This window comes from Bacillus sp. RCC_6_1 (assembly GCF_041360755.1).
Classification (GTDB): Bacteria; Bacillota; Bacilli; order Bacillales; family Bacillaceae_G; genus Bacillus_A; species Bacillus_A cereus.
This window is the reverse complement of the sequence record NZ_JBFUPV010000004.1, coordinates 173,086-190,746: the sequence shown is the minus strand read 5'-3', so window position 1 is coordinate 190,746 and position 17,661 is coordinate 173,086. Positions and strand designations below refer to the sequence as shown.

The following is a 17,661-nucleotide window of genomic DNA, read 5'->3' as shown; positions in this document are numbered from 1 at the left end:
GCTACTTTACTAACGGTGGGGCGAATATTATAATAATTCTGATAAACTATGCAAACGCTTTCTTGGAAGGGGATGGTGTACAGATGTTTAAAAGAATAACAATAGTCGGATTGTCAGTTGTTATGTTTTTACCTAGTATATATGAGGGGAGTAAAGCATATGCAGATACAGTTAACAATGGAACGTTAATGCAGTATTTTGAGTGGTATGCTCCGAATGATGGAGATCATTGGAATCGTTTGCGTACTGATGCTGAAAATTTAGCGCAAAAAGGAATTACATCTGTTTGGATACCACCTGCATATAAAGGAACTACGCAAAATGACGTAGGATATGGAGCATATGATTTATATGATTTGGGGGAATTCAATCAAAAGGGAACAGTGCGGACGAAATATGGGACGAAAGCACAATTGAAGTCTGCAATTGACGCTTTACATAAGAAAAACATCAATGTATACGGTGATGTAGTTATGAATCATAAAGGTGGGGCTGATTATACAGAAACTGTCACAGCAGTTGAGGTAGACCCGAGCAATCGGAATATTGAAGTATCAGGTGATTATGAAATTAGTGCGTGGACGGGATTTAACTTTCCAGGGCGTGGAGATTCTTATTCTAATTTCAAATGGAAATGGTATCATTTTGATGGAACGGATTGGGATGAAGGAAGGAAATTAAACCGAATTTATAAATTTAGGGGCATAGGTAAAGCATGGGACTGGGAAGTGTCTAGCGAGAATGGGAATTATGATTATTTGATGTATGCGGATCTTGATTTTGATCATCCAGATGTTGCGAATGAAATGAAAAAATGGGGAACGTGGTATGCGAATGAATTAAATTTAGATGGTTTTCGTTTAGATGCTGTTAAACATATTGATCATGAATACTTGCGCGATTGGGTAAATCACGTTAGACAGCAAACAGGGAAAGAAATGTTTACAGTAGCTGAATATTGGCAAAATGATATCCAGACTTTAAATAATTATTTAGCGAAGGTTAATTATAATCAATCTGTGTTCGATGCACCACTTCATTATAATTTTCATTATGCTTCAACAGGAAATGGAAATTATGATATGAGAAATATTTTAAAAGGAACGGTAGTTGCGAATCATCCTACACTTGCGGTTACTCTAGTTGAAAATCATGATTCACAGCCTGGTCAGTCATTGGAATCTGTAGTGAGCCCTTGGTTCAAGCCGCTGGCATATGCATTTATTTTAACGCGTGCAGAGGGGTATCCTTCTGTTTTCTATGGTGATTACTATGGTACAAAAGGAAATAGTAACTATGAAATTCCAGCGTTAAAGGATAAAATTGATCCGATTTTGACGGCACGAAAAAACTTTGCATATGGTACGCAGCGTGATTATTTTGATCATCCAGATGTGATTGGCTGGACAAGAGAAGGTGATAGTGTACATGCTAATTCTGGTTTAGCAACATTAATCTCTGATGGACCAGGAGGGTCAAAGTGGATGGATGTTGGGAAGAATAACGCAGGTGAAGTATGGTACGATATTACGGGTAATCAAACAAATACTGTAACAATTAATAAGGATGGTTGGGGACAATTCCAAGTAAGTGGAGGATCAGTTTCCATATATGTTCAGCAGTAATTTGGTGATGAAAAAGAAGAGGTAGACTGAAATATAAGTTTTCCTCTTCCTTTTTACATTCTGTATAGTTATAAAAGTATGACACCTTTACTTCTCACGTAACATATAGTATGATAATTTCAATAAATTAGATTTCAATGACTATAATATAAATTAGTGAGAGGTGCTTTTTGTGAGTGCGGTAGGTATTAAATAGGAAAAATTTAATGAAATAAATCGGATAAGACCAGGGGATTTTTATGTACATCATACCCCTAATTTTGTCATGCATTTATTTCAAAACCTATGAAGATACCTACAATACTTTATAAAGCGTGTAATAAGGGACTGCCATCTATTTTTTATGGCTTATTTCCTCATATGTTATTACAAATGCCTTGTAAATGTAAAAGCTGCGGTATCCCCGCAGCTTTTTTGTATATATTTTTATTGTATAATTATGGAATTTTATATATGACTCATTGGAATCTAATGAGTAGGTATCTTCATTTATGATAAAAATCAATCATAGTGAGGAGAAACAAAATGAATACGATGACTTTTGAAAAGCTACAATATAACGAATTAAAGGATATAGTGAAATCTTATTGTGTAAGTGGATTAGGTAAGGAATTATTAAACAAATTAGAGCCGAGTACGAGTATAAAAGTAGTGAGAAATCGGTTGAATGAAACGACAGAAGCACGAGCTATATTAGATGCAGAAGGGCATGTTCCTTTCTTCGGCATTTCTAATATTGCTAGTACAATTCAAAAATTAGAAAAAGGGATGATTTTAGATCCAGAAGAATTAGTCAGTGTTTCAGACTTTTTACGCGGATGTAGAAAGATTAAAAAGTTTATGTTAGATAAAGAATTTTTTGCACCAGTATTAGCTTCTTATGCAAATTCAATGACTGAATATAAAAGTATTGAAGAGGAAATTAACTTTTCAATTAAAGGAAATAGTATTGATGCAGCTGCAAGTAAAGAGTTAAAACGAATTCGAAATAATATCGATTCTGTAGATGGGAAAATAAAAGAACGTTTAACGAAGTTTTTAAATAGTAGTGCAAATAAGAAATTCATTCAGGAATTCTTTATTAGTAAAAAGGATGACCGTTATACGATTCCAATTAAATCTTCCTATAAAAACCAAGTTGCTGGAAGTATTATTGAAGCCTCGGCAAAAGGTTCTACTGTATTTATAGAACCGCATACGGTGACGAAATTGAATGCGGAACTAGCGGGTTTGAAAGCAGAAGAAGCGGTTGAAGAATATCAAATTTTAGCGACTTTATCAGGAATGGTGTTAGAAAACATTTATAGTATAAAGATTAATATGGAGCTAATTAGTCAGTATGATATGGTATTTGCAAAAGCGAAGTTTAGTAAATCGATTGATGGAATAGAACCGAAGTTAAATGATCATGGCTACATTCATTTAGTGAATTGTAAGCATCCGCTTTTAACAGGGCAAGTTGTACCCTTAAATTTTAAAATTGGTCAAGAGTATCGTAGTTTAATTATTACAGGGCCGAATGCGGGCGGAAAGACAATTGTGTTAAAAACGATTGGATTGTTAACATTAGCTACAATGTCAGGTCTTCATATTGCAGGAGATAAAGGTACAGAAATCGCTATTTTTGAAAATGTATTTGTAGATATTGGTGATAATCAAAGTATCGAAAACGCATTAAGTACATTTTCATCTCATATGAAAAATCTTTCTGAGATTATGAGGATGTCAAATAATAATACGTTACTTTTATTTGATGAAATAGGAAGCGGTACAGAACCGAATGAAGGTGCAGCACTTGCAATATCTATTTTAGAAGAGTTGTACCTTACGGGATGTATTACCGTTGCGAGTACGCATTACGGAGAAATTAAACGATTCTCAGAAATGCACGATGACTTTATGAATGCAGCGATGCAGTTTAATAGTGAAACGCTAGAGCCGCTTTATAAATTAGTTATCGGAAAATCAGGAGAAAGTAATGCACTTTGGATTGCGAATAAAATGAGCGTAAAAGAACATGTGCTGAAAAGAGCGAAAGAGTACATGGGAAATAAAGAGTACGCTTTAGAAAAAGTGAATGAAAGTAAAATTAGAAAACCGAAATTTGTACAAGAAAAAAGAGAATTTCATTATGAGTACAAAATCGGCGATCGTGTGAATTTATTAGATTATGATGATTTTGGTATCATCTATAAGGAAAAAGATAATTTTTATAACGTCGTTGTATATTATAACGGTGAATTCGTTGAAGTAAATGTAAAACGTATTACTTTAGAGGTAGCAGCGAAGGAGTTATATCCAGAGGGATACGATTTAAATACACTATTTGTCGATTATAAAGAGAGAAAAATGCAACACGATATTGAGCGCGGATCGAAAAAAGCACTTCGTAAAATTCAAAAAGAAATAAGAAAGAATAGAGGATAAGTTAAAATGGTAACGATTAGACAAGAACAAAAAAATGATTATAAAAAAACAGAAGAAGTTGTAAAAGAAGCATTTTTACATGAAGAGTTTAGTGATAAAAAAGAACATGAACTTGTAAAACGTATTAGAAAAAGTGACGCGTTTGTTCCTGAGTTATCTATCGTTGCGATAGATGAAGAAATAGTCGGTCACATTATGTTATCGAACATTACAATAGAACAAGGTGGAACTTCTGTAGAATCGTTAGCACTTGCACCAGTTTCAGTTGCTAGGGGCCATCAGAAGAAAGGAATTGGTGGAAAACTGATCACGGCTGCTTTAGAAAAAGCGAAACAACTTGGATACGGATCAGTTGTAGTATTAGGACATCCAGAGTACTACCCGAAATTTGGTTTTAAGAAAGCAAGTGAGTGGAATGTAAAAGCACCGTTTGAAGTGCCTGAAGAGGTATTTATGATAATGGAATTAACAGAAAATTCTCTTCGAGGTGTAGAAGGAATTGTACAATATTCGAGTGCTTTTGCTGAATAGGAGTACCGGTTAAGAAATGTAATCATAAAAGATGCTATCTTTTTGTATGGATATACAGAAAGATAGCTTTTTTTATTAAGCGGATCTACTGACGTATATTTTGCTCAATGAATAATTGAGGTGGTAAAATTGATATAGAAACGTAAAGGGAGAGAATGAAATGAATAAGCGAGAAACACATAGCAATGAGAATGTAGTGACGTTATATGTTACAAGACACGGTAAAACAATATTAAATACGAATCATCGCGCGCAAGGTTGGGCAGATTCTCCTTTAGTAGAAAGAGGTGTTGAAGTTGCCACAAATTTAGGAACGGGATTAAAAGATATTCATTTTATGAATGCGTATAGTAGTGATAGCGGCCGCGCAATTGAAACTGCTAATTTAGTATTAAAATATAGTGAGCAATCAAAATTAAAACTTGAGCAAAGAAAAGATTTGCGAGAATTAAATTTCGGTATTTTTGAAGGTGAAAAACTTGAGAATATGTGGGATGTGGTTGGAAAAGCTGCAGGCGTTGCATCACCAGAAGAACTCTTGAAGCTTTCTATTCAAGAAGTGATTAATCTTATTAGAGTAGCAGATCCGACAAAACAGGCGGAAGATTGGGAATTGTTTTCTACTCGTATAAAAACAGAGATAGATAAAATTAGTGAAGAAGCTGCTGAAAATGGTGGCGGTAACGTCTTAGTTGTCGTTCATGGGCTTTTGATTACTACCTTAATAGAAATGTTAGACAGTAGCAAAACAAAACTTGGAGTGGAAAATGCTAGCGTGACGAAGATTGTATATCAAGATGGAACATACACAGTGGAGTCGGTTGGAGATATGAGTTATGTTGCAAAAGGGAAAGAAAGTGTGGAAATATAATACTATCTTAAATAGATATAAGAAAAGGAAGTTAGTAAAATCTAGCTTCCTTTTTATTTTTTAGTGCATCATTTATAAGGTTATATTGGGATATTATAATGAAACTTTCTATTGTGTAGAACGTTTCTTTGTTCAACAATCGGGTCATTTAATTGAATAAGGGCGTATTTTTTTGAATAGGACCACTTTGTTAAAAAGGATACATCCAATTTTTAGCGAATACAGGGTTATAAATAAGAAAAAGTGGTGAGATAAATAGGAAAAGAATGTAATTCCTTTTTGGACAATAAAACGGAAAAATGTATAATTAACAGACTTCAGAGCGCGGGTTGTGTTTTCGCAGAAGAAGAGACCCGGTTACTTATTTCAGCAGCCCGAACTCCAGAGGAGCTCAAGAGAATGGTGGAAATGCGAGCCAATGGTTTGCCACTTGAATATGTTGTTGGATACGCAGAATTTTGTGGGTTGCGGATAGAAGTGGACCGAGGTGTTTTCGTACCTCGTCAACGTACCGAGTTTCTTGTTCGCCAAGCAGAAGCTCTGTTATGCTTTGGTGATATCGTCGTTGATCTATGTTGCGGTTCAGGTGCTGTGGGTGTAGCTCTGGCGGCAGCTTTAGGACGAATTGAATTGTATTCTGTTGACATTGATCCTGTCGCAGTACGATGTGCTAGCCGCAACGTAACAAATTTCGGTGGCCATGTTTTTGAAGGTGACTTGTATAAAGCTTTGCCTCACGCACTTAAAGGCCATGTGAATACCCTAGTTGCAAACGTACCTTATGTTCCTACCGAGACAATAAAGCTGCTTCCACAGGAGGCCCGTCTACATGAACCGAAAATGGCGCTAGACGGAGGAGAGGATGGACTCGACATTCAGCGAAGAGTAGCAAAAGAAGCATTTCTCTGGCTCGCATCGGGAGGGCATCTTTTAATAGAGACGAGTGAAATGCAGGCAACTCAGACTTTTGAAATCTTTGCTGGTGCTGGGCTTACCACGAAAGTGACTAGAGATGAGGAATTAGATGCCACTGTTGTTATAGGATCAAAATCTAGTTTTTAGCTTAAATCGGTACGTAGCCTTATTCATAAATAAAAATGATAATTTTCTAGCAATATACAAATAAAAGAACATATGCAATTAAAGGGAGTTTTAATTGAGAAAAGAGCTCAAAAATTATTCGAGTGATACATGGGATCGTTATTTGAAGAAGTAAGGACATAACATATTAGTTATATAAAATATGTTATGTCCTTTCATTTATCAATTTTTTTCACTATAGGTCTTCACAAAATTTTAATCTAGCTTTCTTTTCATTTTATGAATTATGGGATCAATAAAATCTTCCCAGTACTTTTTCTGCTCTCTAATAATTCATGTGCACGGGCACCGTCTTGTAAAGAGAATGTAGTAGGACTTGCAATGTTCAATTTTCCAGTAGCGATCCAATCAAATAATTGAGTAGAGCGCTGCTTACGTTCTTCAAAAGTAGTAAGTACGTTCCAAAGGTCTCCGCCAGTTAAAGTTTTCGAAGTATCCATAAGCATACGTGGATCAATGGGCGCAGGATTACCACCGGCCATTCCGTAAAATACGACAGTACCACCGATTTTAGTAGCGTTAAAACTTTTCTCTAGTGTAGAGCCTACTGATTCATATACAACATTTACTCCAGTACCATTTGTTATTTCAAGTACTTTTGAATGCCATTTTTCAGTATATAAAAATACGTGATCAGCCCCAACTAACGTGGCTACTTTGGTTTTTTCGGTTGATGATGTAAGACCGATTACTGTTCCACCCTGTAGTTTAATCATTTGAATAAGAAGTTGACCAACGCCACCAGCCGCAGCATGGACTAAAGCTGTATCACCTTGTTTTATTTGATAGCTATCTTTCGTTAAATAATGTGCCGTTAGACCTTGCAATAAGATAGAAGCGGCTGTTTCAAAAGAAATTGAATCTGGAAGCGGGATTGCTTTTTCTGCTGGAACGGCAACTAATTCTGCATTTGCGAATGGAACGTCAGCAAATGCAATACGGTCTCCAGGATTGATAGTAGTAACGTTAGCACCTACTTCTTCAACGATACCAGCGCCTTCATAACCTAATATATAAGGAGGGTTACCAGCGAGGTGATAATCACCACGGCGTCTATAAATATCTGCGAAATTTAGACCGATTGCTTTCGTGCGGATAAGAATTTCATTTGGATTAATGATTGGATCAGGGATTTCTTTATATTGAAGTACATCAGCATCTCCGAATGTTTCGAAACAAAGTGCTTTCATATGGAATACCTCCATTTTATTGTTTGTCGATGCTCTTTATCATACAATATAAATATCAATAGACAAAGAGGATTATTTCGATGAAATCAATCGGAAATATCGATTGAAAAAGAGGGATGATAAATGGAGATAAAACAATTAATTACATTTAAAGTAGCAGCAGATACTTTGAACTTTACACAAACTGCGAAGAAATTAAACTTTGCTCAATCGAGCGTTACAGCACAAATTAAAACGTTAGAGGCTGAGCTCGATACACCACTATTTGAGAGATTAGGGAAACGTCTTTTCTTAACTGAAGCAGGAAGAAAGTTTCAACTATATGCAGACAAGATAATCGCACTTAGTAACGAAGCAAAGACGGCCGTGAAAGATGATGAGGAAATAGCAGGTACGTTAATAATTGGTGCACAAGAAAGTCAATGTACATACAGACTGCCTTCTATATTAAAGAGGTTTAAAATACAATTCCCCAAAATAAAGCTTATATTTAAACCAGCACATTCCAATAAAGATGCGAAGGAACAATTGATGGAGGGAAAAGTAGATCTTGCATTTATTTTGGACGAATGTAAAACAGAAGATGTTTTACATGTGGAACCACTTATGAAAGAAGAATTAAAAGTAGTAGCTGCTCCAGGGCATATTTTACTTGAACAGACTACTGTTTCTATAAAAGATTTAGAGAGTGAAACACTTTTATTAACAGAATTAGGCTGCTCATATAGAACTTTATTTGAAGAGCTATTTCGCGGGGAAGATCTATATCCAGCAAATAAAATTGAGTTTGTTAGTGTGGAAGCAATTAAACAATGTGTTATTGCAGATTTAGGTATAGCCGTTTTACCAGCGATAGTAGTAGAAAAAGATATACGGGAAGGGACGTTAAAGGAGTTAATGTTAAACGAAACAATACCTCCAATTTATACACAAATTGCTTGGCATAAAGATAAATGGATGACAGCACCACTGCAGCAATTTATTGATGTAACGAGGGAGTTTTTTACAACAAATTAAGTGGAGAAATATTTATTTTATATAAAAGAAAAAATGGCAATTTTGTATAAAGAACCGATGCTTGAATATAACAAGTATCGGTTCTTTTATGTTTTAAATAAAGGATGCTATAAAATGTGTATTTCTCAACTTTTTTTCTTACAAGGATAAGTAAAGTTCTTCGTATATTCCAATAATCATAAGGGAATTTACAACGTTAATTCGTTTTTGTAAGATGCCTCTAGGAAGCATGGAAGGAGGGCTGACACAGCAGTATAGGTTGTGTTTAGTATACATAATCATTTTGAGGGGGAATTAAAAATGTTTAAAAAGTTAATGAAAGTATGTGTGTTAAGTGTAGCGAGTGTAGGGGTATTATTTAGTTTTCAAGAAAGTACATTTGCAGCTACTGATCTGAGTAGCTATTATGACGGAAAAAATCCAGCAACAACGAAAGTATATGGGGGAAGTACAACATGTGATGCAGATGGATTTAATGCAAAGTCTACAGCAGTTTATGAAGGTAGTAAAAAAGTAGGAACAGTGTATTTACGTTACAGTAATACATGTCATGCGGCATGGTCTAAGCTTGTTTTAGATCAACCAGCACCTTCTGTTTCTGGAGGAGTATATGCTTACGCTGTTATTAATAAATATAAAAATGGTGTATTCCAAAAATCAGTAGATTCTAATAGTGGTAATGGAGCAATTAAAACGGGGCAAACGAGCACTTATACAGGAATGGTGTTTGATTTAACTGCTGATTTTGGTTATACAGCTGATGCCGAAGCAGTGACGATTAATAATGGTTACGGGAAAACTGGACGTTATTAATAAAGGAGTGGAATCCTGTGAAACTTATTAAAAAGGTAAGCGCATGTCTTTGTCTGGCATTGCTCGTCGTAACTAGTGTGTTTAGTACGACCAATAATGATAAAGCATTTGCAGAAGACCATTCGTATGATGGGAAAAGTCCGTATTACAATAGTTGTGATCAATCAGCAGTAACGAAAGAAAAGAAGTGGATTGATTCAAATTCTTATGTGGAATTAAAATTTAGCACGACGTGTAAAACAGCGTGGGCAAAAGTTACTGTAACTCGCCTGGCAGTTTATAATAATGAAGCTGATGCAAGGATTGTTAGAAAAACAGATGGAAAGGCATACACTTGCGGAAGTGCTGGAGGAAATGGTGTTGTAAATAAAGGGCAAACATCATGCTATACGCCAATGGTATATGATTTAGATCCAAGAAAAGCACAAGCGCAGGGGAAACATGCAATTCCGAATAGTGATGCATATAATTATGCGGAGACTATTTGGTATTGATACGATTATACATGTTTTAAGAGCTGTTATTTGATATAAAAATGAAAGAGCCTTACTGCATTTTATTGTGGTAAGGTTCTTTAAAATTGTTTAATAGATTAAGTACATTCATTTACAAAGGTCTCTCTATATAATCGCTTTTAAGTATGGCCATAATAATTTCATCTGAGTATGTATCGTTATAAAATAAAGATTGACGTAAGGTTCCTTCTTTTGCAAAACCAACTTTTTCATAAGCTTTAATTCCGCGTAAATTATGGCTAAATACTTCTAACTGTAAACGATTTAATGATAGTTGTTCAAAAACAAATCTTAAAACTATTTTAATAGCTTCAGTTCCATAACCTTGTCCTGTTAATGCTATTGAAAGCATTGATATTCTGAATCCTGCTCTTTTGTTCTCCTCATCGATATCTAAAATCGACAACTCTCCAATCATCTCTTCAGTACTTTGTAAACAAATAGCGAAATCATAGCGACTTGAATCATTATTTATATGATCTATATGTTTCGTAATTTGCTCCAATGAAAAAGTGGACTTAGTTCCAGTCATATATCTTATTTCATCATCCATTGTACTTTCTAATATAATAGGAGCATCTAGCTGGCAAAGAGGCCTTAAATAAATTCTTTCGCTCTCTAATCTCATTATAATTTTCTCCTTTAGTTAGTAATTGAATGTATAAATACTTAAACTTTCTTCAATGAGTTACATAAAAAATATGAACCTTAATTCGATGTTACATGAATTTTATAATGGTATGGTATACCTAAAACAAATAATAAAAGTTTTATACACAACAAAATGTATCAACGAGTTTTTTGATCATACTATTATTCTTGCTGCTCATTCCGCTTTGAAATGAACATGAATGTATTAACTAAGGTCTGTATCAGGAGGAGTATATCCAAGGTGCCTAGCCATTGATACAATTTGTCCTTTATGATGAAACTCATGCGTTTCCGTATGAGTTAAAAGCCATAGCGGAGTTGTACTCCAAGGCTCTTTTTGCCACTTTACTTCATTTGCAATATTTTCGAGCCAACGGTCATTGTATTCATCTAAAAACCGTTGTACAGTCTCGTCTACTAACTTAAATCTAGCGCGAACTTTTTTCACATCTGCATGCTCAATTTCGTAATCGCTAGCAAATGAAAAGTCTACTCGCTTTTGTTTAAATGCGAATGATCCAAGCCAGTATCGGTAGCAATCGGCTACATGAATATGAGTCTTTATAATGCTACCGCTCCCGAAATTAGGAACTGTGCTATGTAATTTTTCTACTGGGATTTCTTCCAAAAACGAAAATAGAGTTTCTCTTGTAGAGCTAATAAGATTATATTGCTGTTTTAAAACATGTAACATGAAATTAACACTCCTTTTTTATTTACTAAACTATTTGTGTAATAAGTAATTCTATATGTACGAGAGGTGAACCTTTTTATTATTTTTACTAAGCATATTAGATGTATTTCTTCATTGTTTCTGATAGATTAAACAAAGTGAAACTTTAATGAATTGAACATTCTTAGTTCATAATAAAATGTACATGAAGAAGGAGAACGATAAAATGAATAGAATAATTGGTCTAAAACAATTTGAAATAACGCGCGGGGCATTACTTAAATTTATGGAGACGCTAGATGATAAAACTGTGGATACGCAGCCAGAGGGTTTTAACAATACAATTCGTTGGCATATCGGTCATGTATTAACGGCAGCAGAAGTTTTCATGTTTGGAAAAGAATTCAAACAATTACCAACTGAATATCCAGGTATGTTTGGATATGGATCAAGACCATCTAAATGGACAACAGAAGGACCATCATTAGAAGTGTTAACGGTCCAATTAAAAGAACAAGCAAAACGTATTAAAGAAATTCCAGCAGAAGCATTTGAAAATAAACTGCCAGAGCCATTTCTAGGATTGGAAACAGTTGGTGAGCTTTACGGTATGATGCTTTATCATGAAGCTGATCATATTGGACAAATGAAGGCGATGGAACGTATTATTAAAGCTCTTTAGTCTTAAGTGCATATAACAAGCAATACAGGTGTAATGTTAAATGATATAAACAAAAAAGGTAGATAAATTATTATCTACCTTTTTTGTTTAACTTCTTGAAGGATTAGGGATTATCATCGTGATGCTGATGAAGAAGGATAAGAGGATTTTATAATTTTTATGGTGTGATTATTAATTGTAGTATTCCTAAATATGGAATATAAGTATAATGATAGAGAAGAACTAGAAATAGGGGTGAATACTATGATTACATTAGAGCAAAAGTTGGAGCAATATAAACATACATATGTACAGTTAAAGGGAGAACTAAAATGGAAAACGAGCGATTCTCGAACAGGAATGATGATTGCTGCTATGTATGCAGGTAGTGATAAACTGTTTGATCTCGGACGTTTTTTAGAAATTAGTAGTTATATTAAGAATCAGGTAGGGATGTTTTCATACTTAAAGTCTTATCATCGTTTTGTAGTGGCCGCAACATTAGATATTCACTTTACAGATTACCAGAAAGCTTTTCGGGAGTTTTTAGATTTATATGAACAATTGGTCACTGGTGGGTTTAGCCGGAGTATATTTACTTATCTCGCAGCAGCTGTACTTTTAACAGAAGAAAATGAACAGCATGGCGCGCACATTCAACGCTCGATGCAAGTATATAAACGCATGAAAAAGGATCACCTCTTTCTTACAAGTACAAATGATTATCCGCTCGCGGTTTTATTAGCAGGACAATCAGAGAATGTAGACACACTTATGGACCGAGTGGAACGCCTTTATCAGAAACTAGCGACAGCTGGTTTGCATAAAGGGAATGATCTTCAATTTTTGAGTCATATTCTTTCACTAAAGAAGGATGTCAGGGAAGAACTGTTAGTCGCAAAATGCACAAATATATGGAATTTGTTAAAGCAAGAAAAGGTAAAAGTAAAACAGATGCATTACCCAGCTATCGGGTTACTAGCGTTACTCGAGGATGGAGAAAAAGAGATTCATTCTATTAGAGCATTTATTGAAAAATTGCAGGGGGATAAATTGTTCCGTTGGCATACAGATACAAATATTCTTATTGCTATTCAACTGTTCGTAAGTCAGAAAGGTGAGGAAAGTAAAACTACCAACACAGGTTTACAAACAATGATAGAAGTCCTCATACAAGCACAACAGGCTGCTATGATGGCAACGATTGCCGCTTCATCTGCAGCAACATCTTCTGCTAGTAGTAGTTCATAATGTGCAACTGCTTATACTCTTGTAAATTATAACTCCTTTGATAAGGTTGGTTTAAAAAATATTACTAAAAAAAAGCCCATCACTCTCTAATGATTGATGGGCTAACTGTTTTTACATAATTAGCATTATCTTTTTGATTGCTTCAAATGTTTGAGCTGCGTGACAATCATAATGCTAATAACAACGAGTAAAAACCATGAACTAATTTTGCTTAAGTGAATGAGATTCCATGTTTCCCGTTGATTTGGATATTGCCATGCTCCGAAAAATGTTGCGATATTCTCTGCAATCCAAATGAAGAAACCGATAAGGAAAAAGGAGAGAACGAGTGGCATTTTATATGTAACGCCTTGTAATGAAAATTGTACAAATGTGTGTGTGAAAACAATGAATAGTAGAAAAGTAAAAAAATAGTTTGCTATTTAAAAAAAGTGGGGATATAATATCTAAATGAAAATGATAATTATTATCAATAGTAATTATAAATAAAAAATAATTACAAAAAACAACTGAATATAAAGGATGAAATGAAACATGTTACATAAGTCTACTGTACATGCTGGTAATAACCGCTGGATACATATTAAGTTCATATGTTTCATGAGCTTAACAATTTTATGTTTAATTGGATCTATATTTTTAGCCATTTCATTTGGTGCAAAAGATATTCATGTACAAACGGTGTGGGCAGCGGTTTTGGATTATAATCCGAAACTAACACAGCACCAAATTATTTATGAATTAAGGCTCCCGAGAGTAATTGGAGCAGCAGTTGTAGGGGCAGCTTTTGCGGTTGCTGGTGCTGTTATGCAAGGTGTAACACGAAATCCTTTAGCTGATGCAGGTGTACTCGGAATAAATGCAGGTGCGATGTTTGTAGTAGCACTTAGTTTTGCTTTTTTCCCACATATGCCGTATTCCTATTTAATGATTGTTTCCTTTATTGGAGCTGTCTTAAGTACAGTGCTTATTTTTGTTATTGGATCAGCAACATCAGGCGGGTTAACACCAATGAGGTTAACGATTGCTGGAGCGGTTATGGCAGCACTTTTACATTCATTAAGTTCAGGTGTTGCGATTTATTATGATTTAAGCCAAGATTTAGCGTTTTGGTATGCTGGTGGTGTTGCAGGGGTTAAGTGGGAACACTTGAAATTTTTAGTCCCTATTATTCTTATAACGATTATTTTCGCGACAATGCTAGGGAGATCTATTTCACTCATATCAATGGGAGATGATGTTGCTACAAATTTAGGAGTGAAAACGAACCGAACGAGAATACTAGGGATGATTATAGTAGTTATTCTGGCAGGTGTATCTGTTTCAGCTGTTGGCTCTATTGGATTTGTAGGACTAGTTATCCCGCATATTGCTAGAAAATTAGTTGGTGTGAATTATCGACTCATTATTCCTATGTCAGCATTATTAGGTGCTATGTTATTAGTTTTAGCTGACCTAGGGGCAAGAACAGTAAACCCTCCTAAAGAACTGGCGATAGGAATTATGGTGGCTCTTGTTGGAGTTCCGTTCTTCCTCTATATAGCACGTAAAGTTGGGAGGGAGTTGTAAGTGAAGAAGATTTTAAACACAGATAAAACGAGAGCCGTTACTGTAACTACAATATTTGGTTGTATTAGTATCGCTGTCATTTTGCTTAGCTTAAATACGGGGACACTTAGCATTGCACCGCTCAAAGTAATTCAAACGCTTTTCGGTCATGGTGATTTTGAGAGTGCAACCGTGCTGTACGATTATCGTATGCCAAGAATTATAATCACAATGTTAGCTGGTATTGGCCTTGGGATTTCCGGTGCGATTTTGCAAGGGTTATCAAGGAATGCGTTGGCCGATCCTGGTATTCTTGGACTGCATTCAGGTGCATCTTTCGGGCTAATTATATTCGTTACTTTCTTTCATTCTATTAATGAGAATGCATCGATATTAATACCGTTATTTACATTTGGCGGAGGAGTATTAGCTGCATTTCTTATTATTTTACTTGCGAGTGATCGATCAAAAGGTTTACTTCCCATTAGACTTATTCTCGTTGGTATTGCGGTTTCAGCTGGCTTTAGTGCAATTTCGTTATTTTTCTCTCTCAAGTTAAATGATGAGACATATACATTCGCTTCTAGATGGTTAGTTGGTAACGTGTGGGGAAGGGATTGGATTCATGTCCTTGCATTATTACCTTGGATTTTCATACTAACTCCGTATGCATGGCTAAAATCTAAAACGTTAAATGCATTGTCACTCGGTGATAGTGTGGCAGCGGGACTTGGTGTTTCTGTTCAAAAAGAACGGTTACTCCTTTTAGCTACAGCGGTTGGATTATCTTGCGCGAGTGTATCGATGGCAGGAGGGATTGGTTTTATTGGTTTAGTTGCTCCGCATATCGCAAGGAAGTTAGTAGGTACTACATATCAACACTTTCTTCCTTTAGCTGGCATTATCGGAATGATTATTTTAGTGCTAGCAGATACGATAGGTCGTTCTATATTTGAGCCAAACTCTATTCCAGCTGGTGTAGTAGTGGCCGCATTAGGAGCACCGTATTTTCTTTATTTACTTACAAAAACAAAATAAATACTTCAAAGAGGAGAACATATGAAAAAGAAACTTACTATTTTATTTAGCATCATGTGTATTTTAGTATTAGCAGCATGTGGTCAAACGACAGCCAATGAAGAGGCAACGAAAAAAACGGAAAAAAGTAATGACCCAAAAATTGCTTCAATGTCTATTCATTTAACGAATGATTTACTTGCATTAGGAATTACACCAGTAGGTTCTGTTATTGGTGGAGATTTAAAAGATTTCTTACCGCACGCTAAAGAGAAGTTGAAAGATACGAAGAAGCTTGGTGTTGTAACAGATCCGAATATGGAAGCGTTACTTCAATTAAAGCCAACTGACATTTATGTTGATGAAAAATATGCTGGTAAAGATGTAGCGAAATACGAAAAAATTGCAAAAACGCATACTTTCAATTTAGATGAAGGTACATGGAGAGACCATTTAAAACAAGTTGGTAAACTTGTAAACCGTGAGAAAGAAGCGGATCAATATATTCAAGATTACGAAGAGCAATCAAAACGAGTAAAAGGTTTAATAGATAAAGAGCTAGGTAATAACGAAAAAGTAATGGCAATTCGCGTTACTGCAAAAGAATTACGTGTATTTAGTACGAAAAGACCGATGGGACCAATTTTATTCCAAGACTTAGGATTACAACCTGCAAATGGTGTAGAGAAAATTGATGGAAACCGCCCTTTCGAAGTCATTTCACAAGAAGTATTACCTGACTTTGATGCAGATGCGATTTTCGTTGTTGTAAATAGAGATGATAAAGCAAAAGCTGCATTTAAACAACTTCAAGAAACACCAATTTGGAAAGACTTAAAAGCTGTTAAAGGCAAGCATGTATATATTATCAATGACCAACCATGGCTTGACTATTCTGCTTTAGGTAACAAAATGGCAATGGATGAAGCAGAGAAAATGTTTACGAAATAATATAGTTTTGCTATTAGGAAAGGCCCTCTAAATTTGGAGGGCTTTTTATTATTGTTAGAATAAACGAAAAATTATACAATGAAATTAATTTCGTGTAGAGGAGATGTGCCAATGTCAGCGCTTATTGTAAGTATCCCGTTTATAAAGCAGTTTATGGAACAAGGGGATAAATAGGCTAAAATAAGTATCCCCGTTATTAAAAAAGGGGGAGTTTGAAATGACGATGAATCTTTTTCAAAATAAAATTGTAAAATTATCCGCTATTAGAGAATCAGATGCTGTAGTAATGGTTATGTGGCAAGAGGATAGTGAGTATTTAAGAAATGTCGATACAGATGTAGCGTTTCCGCAATCGTTACAAGAAATAGCAAGTGATGAGTTATTAAAAGGACGGAGATCGAATAGTGTTTCTTTCATGGTAAGGACAGTTCAAGAAGATCGCTTAATTGGTTTTGTGGCGATTCATGGTATAGAGTGGAATAACAAAACAGGTTTATTAGCCATTGGTATAGGAGATGCGAATGATAGAGGAAGAGGATATGGGAAAGAAGCAATACATCTTATTCTAAAGTATGCTTTCTATGAATTGAATTTACACCGCATCGGTCTCGATGTTATTTCGTATAATAAACCTGCCATTGCATTGTATAAAAAGATGGGTTTTCAAATGGAAGGCTGTATGAGAGAAGCGGTTCAAAGAGATGGGAAGTGTTTTGACCGTATGATTATGGGGATATTGCGGGATGAATGGATAGAGCTGCAAGGTTAGAAAGTACATTCGAAATTATATATGTAGTATGCAGGAGATATAATGGTAAT

The 17,661-nt window shown here is 35.2% G+C and carries 17 protein-coding genes and 1 pseudogene; 14 read left to right on the top strand and 4 right to left on the bottom strand.

The features are described 5' to 3' along the window. Positions 1 to 83: 83 nt before the first annotated feature. The 5 genes from amyS (at position 84) to AB6801_RS15305 (ending at position 6,516) form a co-directional block, all read left to right on the top strand. Entirely contained in the window at positions 84 to 1,625 is a 1,542-nt protein-coding gene (amyS, locus tag AB6801_RS15325; RefSeq protein ID WP_000476404.1) for an alpha-amylase, read from the top strand. 525 nt (positions 1,626 to 2,150) lie between these two features. Then, positions 2,151 to 4,052, top strand: a complete 1,902-nt coding sequence (locus tag AB6801_RS15320) for an endonuclease MutS2 (RefSeq protein WP_001095188.1) — start codon at positions 2,151 to 2,153, stop codon at positions 4,050 to 4,052. 6 nt (positions 4,053 to 4,058) lie between these two features. Further along, a complete protein-coding gene (locus AB6801_RS15315) occupies positions 4,059 to 4,583 on the top strand; it encodes a GNAT family N-acetyltransferase (protein ID WP_097999612.1) in 525 nt (174 codons plus the stop codon). 160 nt (positions 4,584 to 4,743) lie between these two features. Continuing rightward, complete coding sequence (locus AB6801_RS15310; RefSeq protein ID WP_001042056.1) at positions 4,744 to 5,454, top strand: histidine phosphatase family protein; 711 nt, start codon at positions 4,744 to 4,746, stop codon at positions 5,452 to 5,454. 279 nt (positions 5,455 to 5,733) lie between these two features. Continuing rightward, positions 5,734 to 6,516, top strand: a complete 783-nt coding sequence (locus AB6801_RS15305) for a putative protein N(5)-glutamine methyltransferase (RefSeq protein ID WP_002196763.1) — start codon at positions 5,734 to 5,736, stop codon at positions 6,514 to 6,516. A 263-nt stretch (positions 6,517 to 6,779) separates the two neighbouring features. Here AB6801_RS15305 and AB6801_RS15300 read toward each other — a convergent pair whose 3' ends face one another. Next, positions 6,780 to 7,745: a quinone oxidoreductase family protein gene (locus AB6801_RS15300; protein ID WP_000645263.1), complete on the bottom strand. Its 966-nt coding sequence runs from the start codon at positions 7,743 to 7,745 to the stop codon at positions 6,780 to 6,782. Between the two features lie 123 nt (positions 7,746 to 7,868). Between AB6801_RS15300 and AB6801_RS15295 the strand changes: the two genes are divergently transcribed. The 3 genes from AB6801_RS15295 to AB6801_RS15285 all read left to right on the top strand — a co-directional run bounded on the left by AB6801_RS15295 (position 7,869) and on the right by AB6801_RS15285 (position 10,069). Continuing rightward, positions 7,869 to 8,762: a LysR family transcriptional regulator gene (locus AB6801_RS15295; protein ID WP_048568285.1), complete on the top strand. Its 894-nt coding sequence runs from the start codon at positions 7,869 to 7,871 to the stop codon at positions 8,760 to 8,762. Positions 8,763 to 9,062: 300 nt separating this feature from the next. Beyond that, positions 9,063 to 9,575 (top strand): DUF2690 domain-containing protein, encoded by a 513-nt coding sequence (locus AB6801_RS15290; protein WP_000473748.1) that lies wholly within the window; start codon positions 9,063 to 9,065, stop codon positions 9,573 to 9,575. A gap of 17 nt (positions 9,576 to 9,592) precedes the next feature. After that, complete coding sequence (locus AB6801_RS15285; RefSeq protein ID WP_000767004.1) at positions 9,593 to 10,069, top strand: DUF2690 domain-containing protein; 477 nt, start codon at positions 9,593 to 9,595, stop codon at positions 10,067 to 10,069. Positions 10,070 to 10,181: 112 nt separating this feature from the next. On the opposite strand, the gene AB6801_RS15280 is transcribed toward AB6801_RS15285, so the two are convergent. Together AB6801_RS15280 and AB6801_RS15275 are read right to left on the bottom strand one after the other, a co-directional pair. Next, positions 10,182 to 10,718, bottom strand: coding sequence for a GNAT family N-acetyltransferase (locus AB6801_RS15280; protein WP_001235431.1), 537 nt, complete (start codon positions 10,716 to 10,718; stop codon positions 10,182 to 10,184). A 228-nt stretch (positions 10,719 to 10,946) separates the two neighbouring features. Continuing rightward, positions 10,947 to 11,435 (bottom strand): DinB family protein, encoded by a 489-nt coding sequence (locus tag AB6801_RS15275; RefSeq protein WP_000903460.1) that lies wholly within the window; start codon positions 11,433 to 11,435, stop codon positions 10,947 to 10,949. Positions 11,436 to 11,619: 184 nt separating this feature from the next. Here AB6801_RS15275 and AB6801_RS15270 point away from each other — a divergent pair, with 184 nt between their 5' ends. Continuing rightward, positions 11,620 to 12,096, top strand: a complete 477-nt coding sequence (locus AB6801_RS15270) for a DinB family protein (RefSeq protein ID WP_113623480.1) — start codon at positions 11,620 to 11,622, stop codon at positions 12,094 to 12,096. Between the two features lie 192 nt (positions 12,097 to 12,288). After that, on the top strand, positions 12,289 to 13,326 hold the full coding sequence (locus AB6801_RS15265) for a DUF4003 domain-containing protein (protein WP_002103418.1): 1,038 nt from the start codon (positions 12,289 to 12,291) through the stop codon (positions 13,324 to 13,326). A 125-nt stretch (positions 13,327 to 13,451) separates the two neighbouring features. Here AB6801_RS15265 and AB6801_RS15260 read toward each other — a convergent pair. Continuing rightward, a pseudogene (locus tag AB6801_RS15260) lies at positions 13,452 to 13,739 on the bottom strand (DUF817 family protein); the annotation flags it as partial. 121 nt (positions 13,740 to 13,860) lie between these two features. On the opposite strand from AB6801_RS15260, the gene AB6801_RS15255 reads away from it, so the two are divergent. The 4 genes from AB6801_RS15255 (at position 13,861) to AB6801_RS15240 (ending at position 17,611) form a co-directional block, all read left to right on the top strand. Beyond that, positions 13,861 to 14,895, top strand: coding sequence for a FecCD family ABC transporter permease (locus AB6801_RS15255; RefSeq protein ID WP_097999610.1), 1,035 nt, complete (start codon positions 13,861 to 13,863; stop codon positions 14,893 to 14,895). After that, positions 14,896 to 15,912 carry a FecCD family ABC transporter permease gene (locus AB6801_RS15250; RefSeq protein ID WP_048568281.1) on the top strand — a complete coding sequence of 339 codons (1,017 nt, stop codon included), beginning with the start codon at positions 14,896 to 14,898 and terminating at the stop codon, positions 15,910 to 15,912. A 21-nt stretch (positions 15,913 to 15,933) separates the two neighbouring features. Continuing rightward, positions 15,934 to 16,842 carry an iron-hydroxamate ABC transporter substrate-binding protein gene (locus AB6801_RS15245; RefSeq protein WP_097999609.1) on the top strand — a complete coding sequence of 303 codons (909 nt, stop codon included), beginning with the start codon at positions 15,934 to 15,936 and terminating at the stop codon, positions 16,840 to 16,842. A gap of 217 nt (positions 16,843 to 17,059) precedes the next feature. Beyond that, on the top strand, positions 17,060 to 17,611 hold the full coding sequence (locus AB6801_RS15240; RefSeq protein WP_000178468.1) for a GNAT family N-acetyltransferase: 552 nt from the start codon (positions 17,060 to 17,062) through the stop codon (positions 17,609 to 17,611). Positions 17,612 to 17,661: the final 50 nt, after the last annotated feature.

Excerpts from the sequence above, each read along its gene's own strand:
- AB6801_RS15275 (WP_000903460.1), bottom strand. The coding sequence starts at position 11,435 with ATGTTACATGTTTTAAAACAGCAATATAATCTTATTAGCTCTACAAGA.
- AB6801_RS15320 (WP_001095188.1), top strand. The coding sequence starts at position 2,151 with ATGAATACGATGACTTTTGAAAAGCTACAATATAACGAATTAAAGGAT.
- AB6801_RS15245 (WP_097999609.1), top strand. The coding sequence starts at position 15,934 with ATGAAAAAGAAACTTACTATTTTATTTAGCATCATGTGTATTTTAGTA.
- AB6801_RS15315 (WP_097999612.1), top strand. The coding sequence starts at position 4,059 with ATGGTAACGATTAGACAAGAACAAAAAAATGATTATAAAAAAACAGAA.
- AB6801_RS15255 (WP_097999610.1), top strand. The coding sequence starts at position 13,861 with ATGTTACATAAGTCTACTGTACATGCTGGTAATAACCGCTGGATACAT.
- AB6801_RS15265 (WP_002103418.1), top strand. The coding sequence starts at position 12,289 with ATGGAATATAAGTATAATGATAGAGAAGAACTAGAAATAGGGGTGAAT.
- AB6801_RS15270 (WP_113623480.1), top strand. The coding sequence starts at position 11,620 with ATGAAGAAGGAGAACGATAAAATGAATAGAATAATTGGTCTAAAACAA.
- amyS (WP_000476404.1), top strand. The coding sequence starts at position 84 with ATGTTTAAAAGAATAACAATAGTCGGATTGTCAGTTGTTATGTTTTTA.
- AB6801_RS15300 (WP_000645263.1), bottom strand. The coding sequence starts at position 7,745 with ATGAAAGCACTTTGTTTCGAAACATTCGGAGATGCTGATGTACTTCAA.
- AB6801_RS15280 (WP_001235431.1), bottom strand. The coding sequence starts at position 10,718 with ATGAGATTAGAGAGCGAAAGAATTTATTTAAGGCCTCTTTGCCAGCTA.
- AB6801_RS15290 (WP_000473748.1), top strand. The coding sequence starts at position 9,063 with ATGTTTAAAAAGTTAATGAAAGTATGTGTGTTAAGTGTAGCGAGTGTA.
- AB6801_RS15240 (WP_000178468.1), top strand. The coding sequence starts at position 17,060 with ATGACGATGAATCTTTTTCAAAATAAAATTGTAAAATTATCCGCTATT.
- AB6801_RS15295 (WP_048568285.1), top strand. The coding sequence starts at position 7,869 with ATGGAGATAAAACAATTAATTACATTTAAAGTAGCAGCAGATACTTTG.
- AB6801_RS15310 (WP_001042056.1), top strand. The coding sequence starts at position 4,744 with ATGAATAAGCGAGAAACACATAGCAATGAGAATGTAGTGACGTTATAT.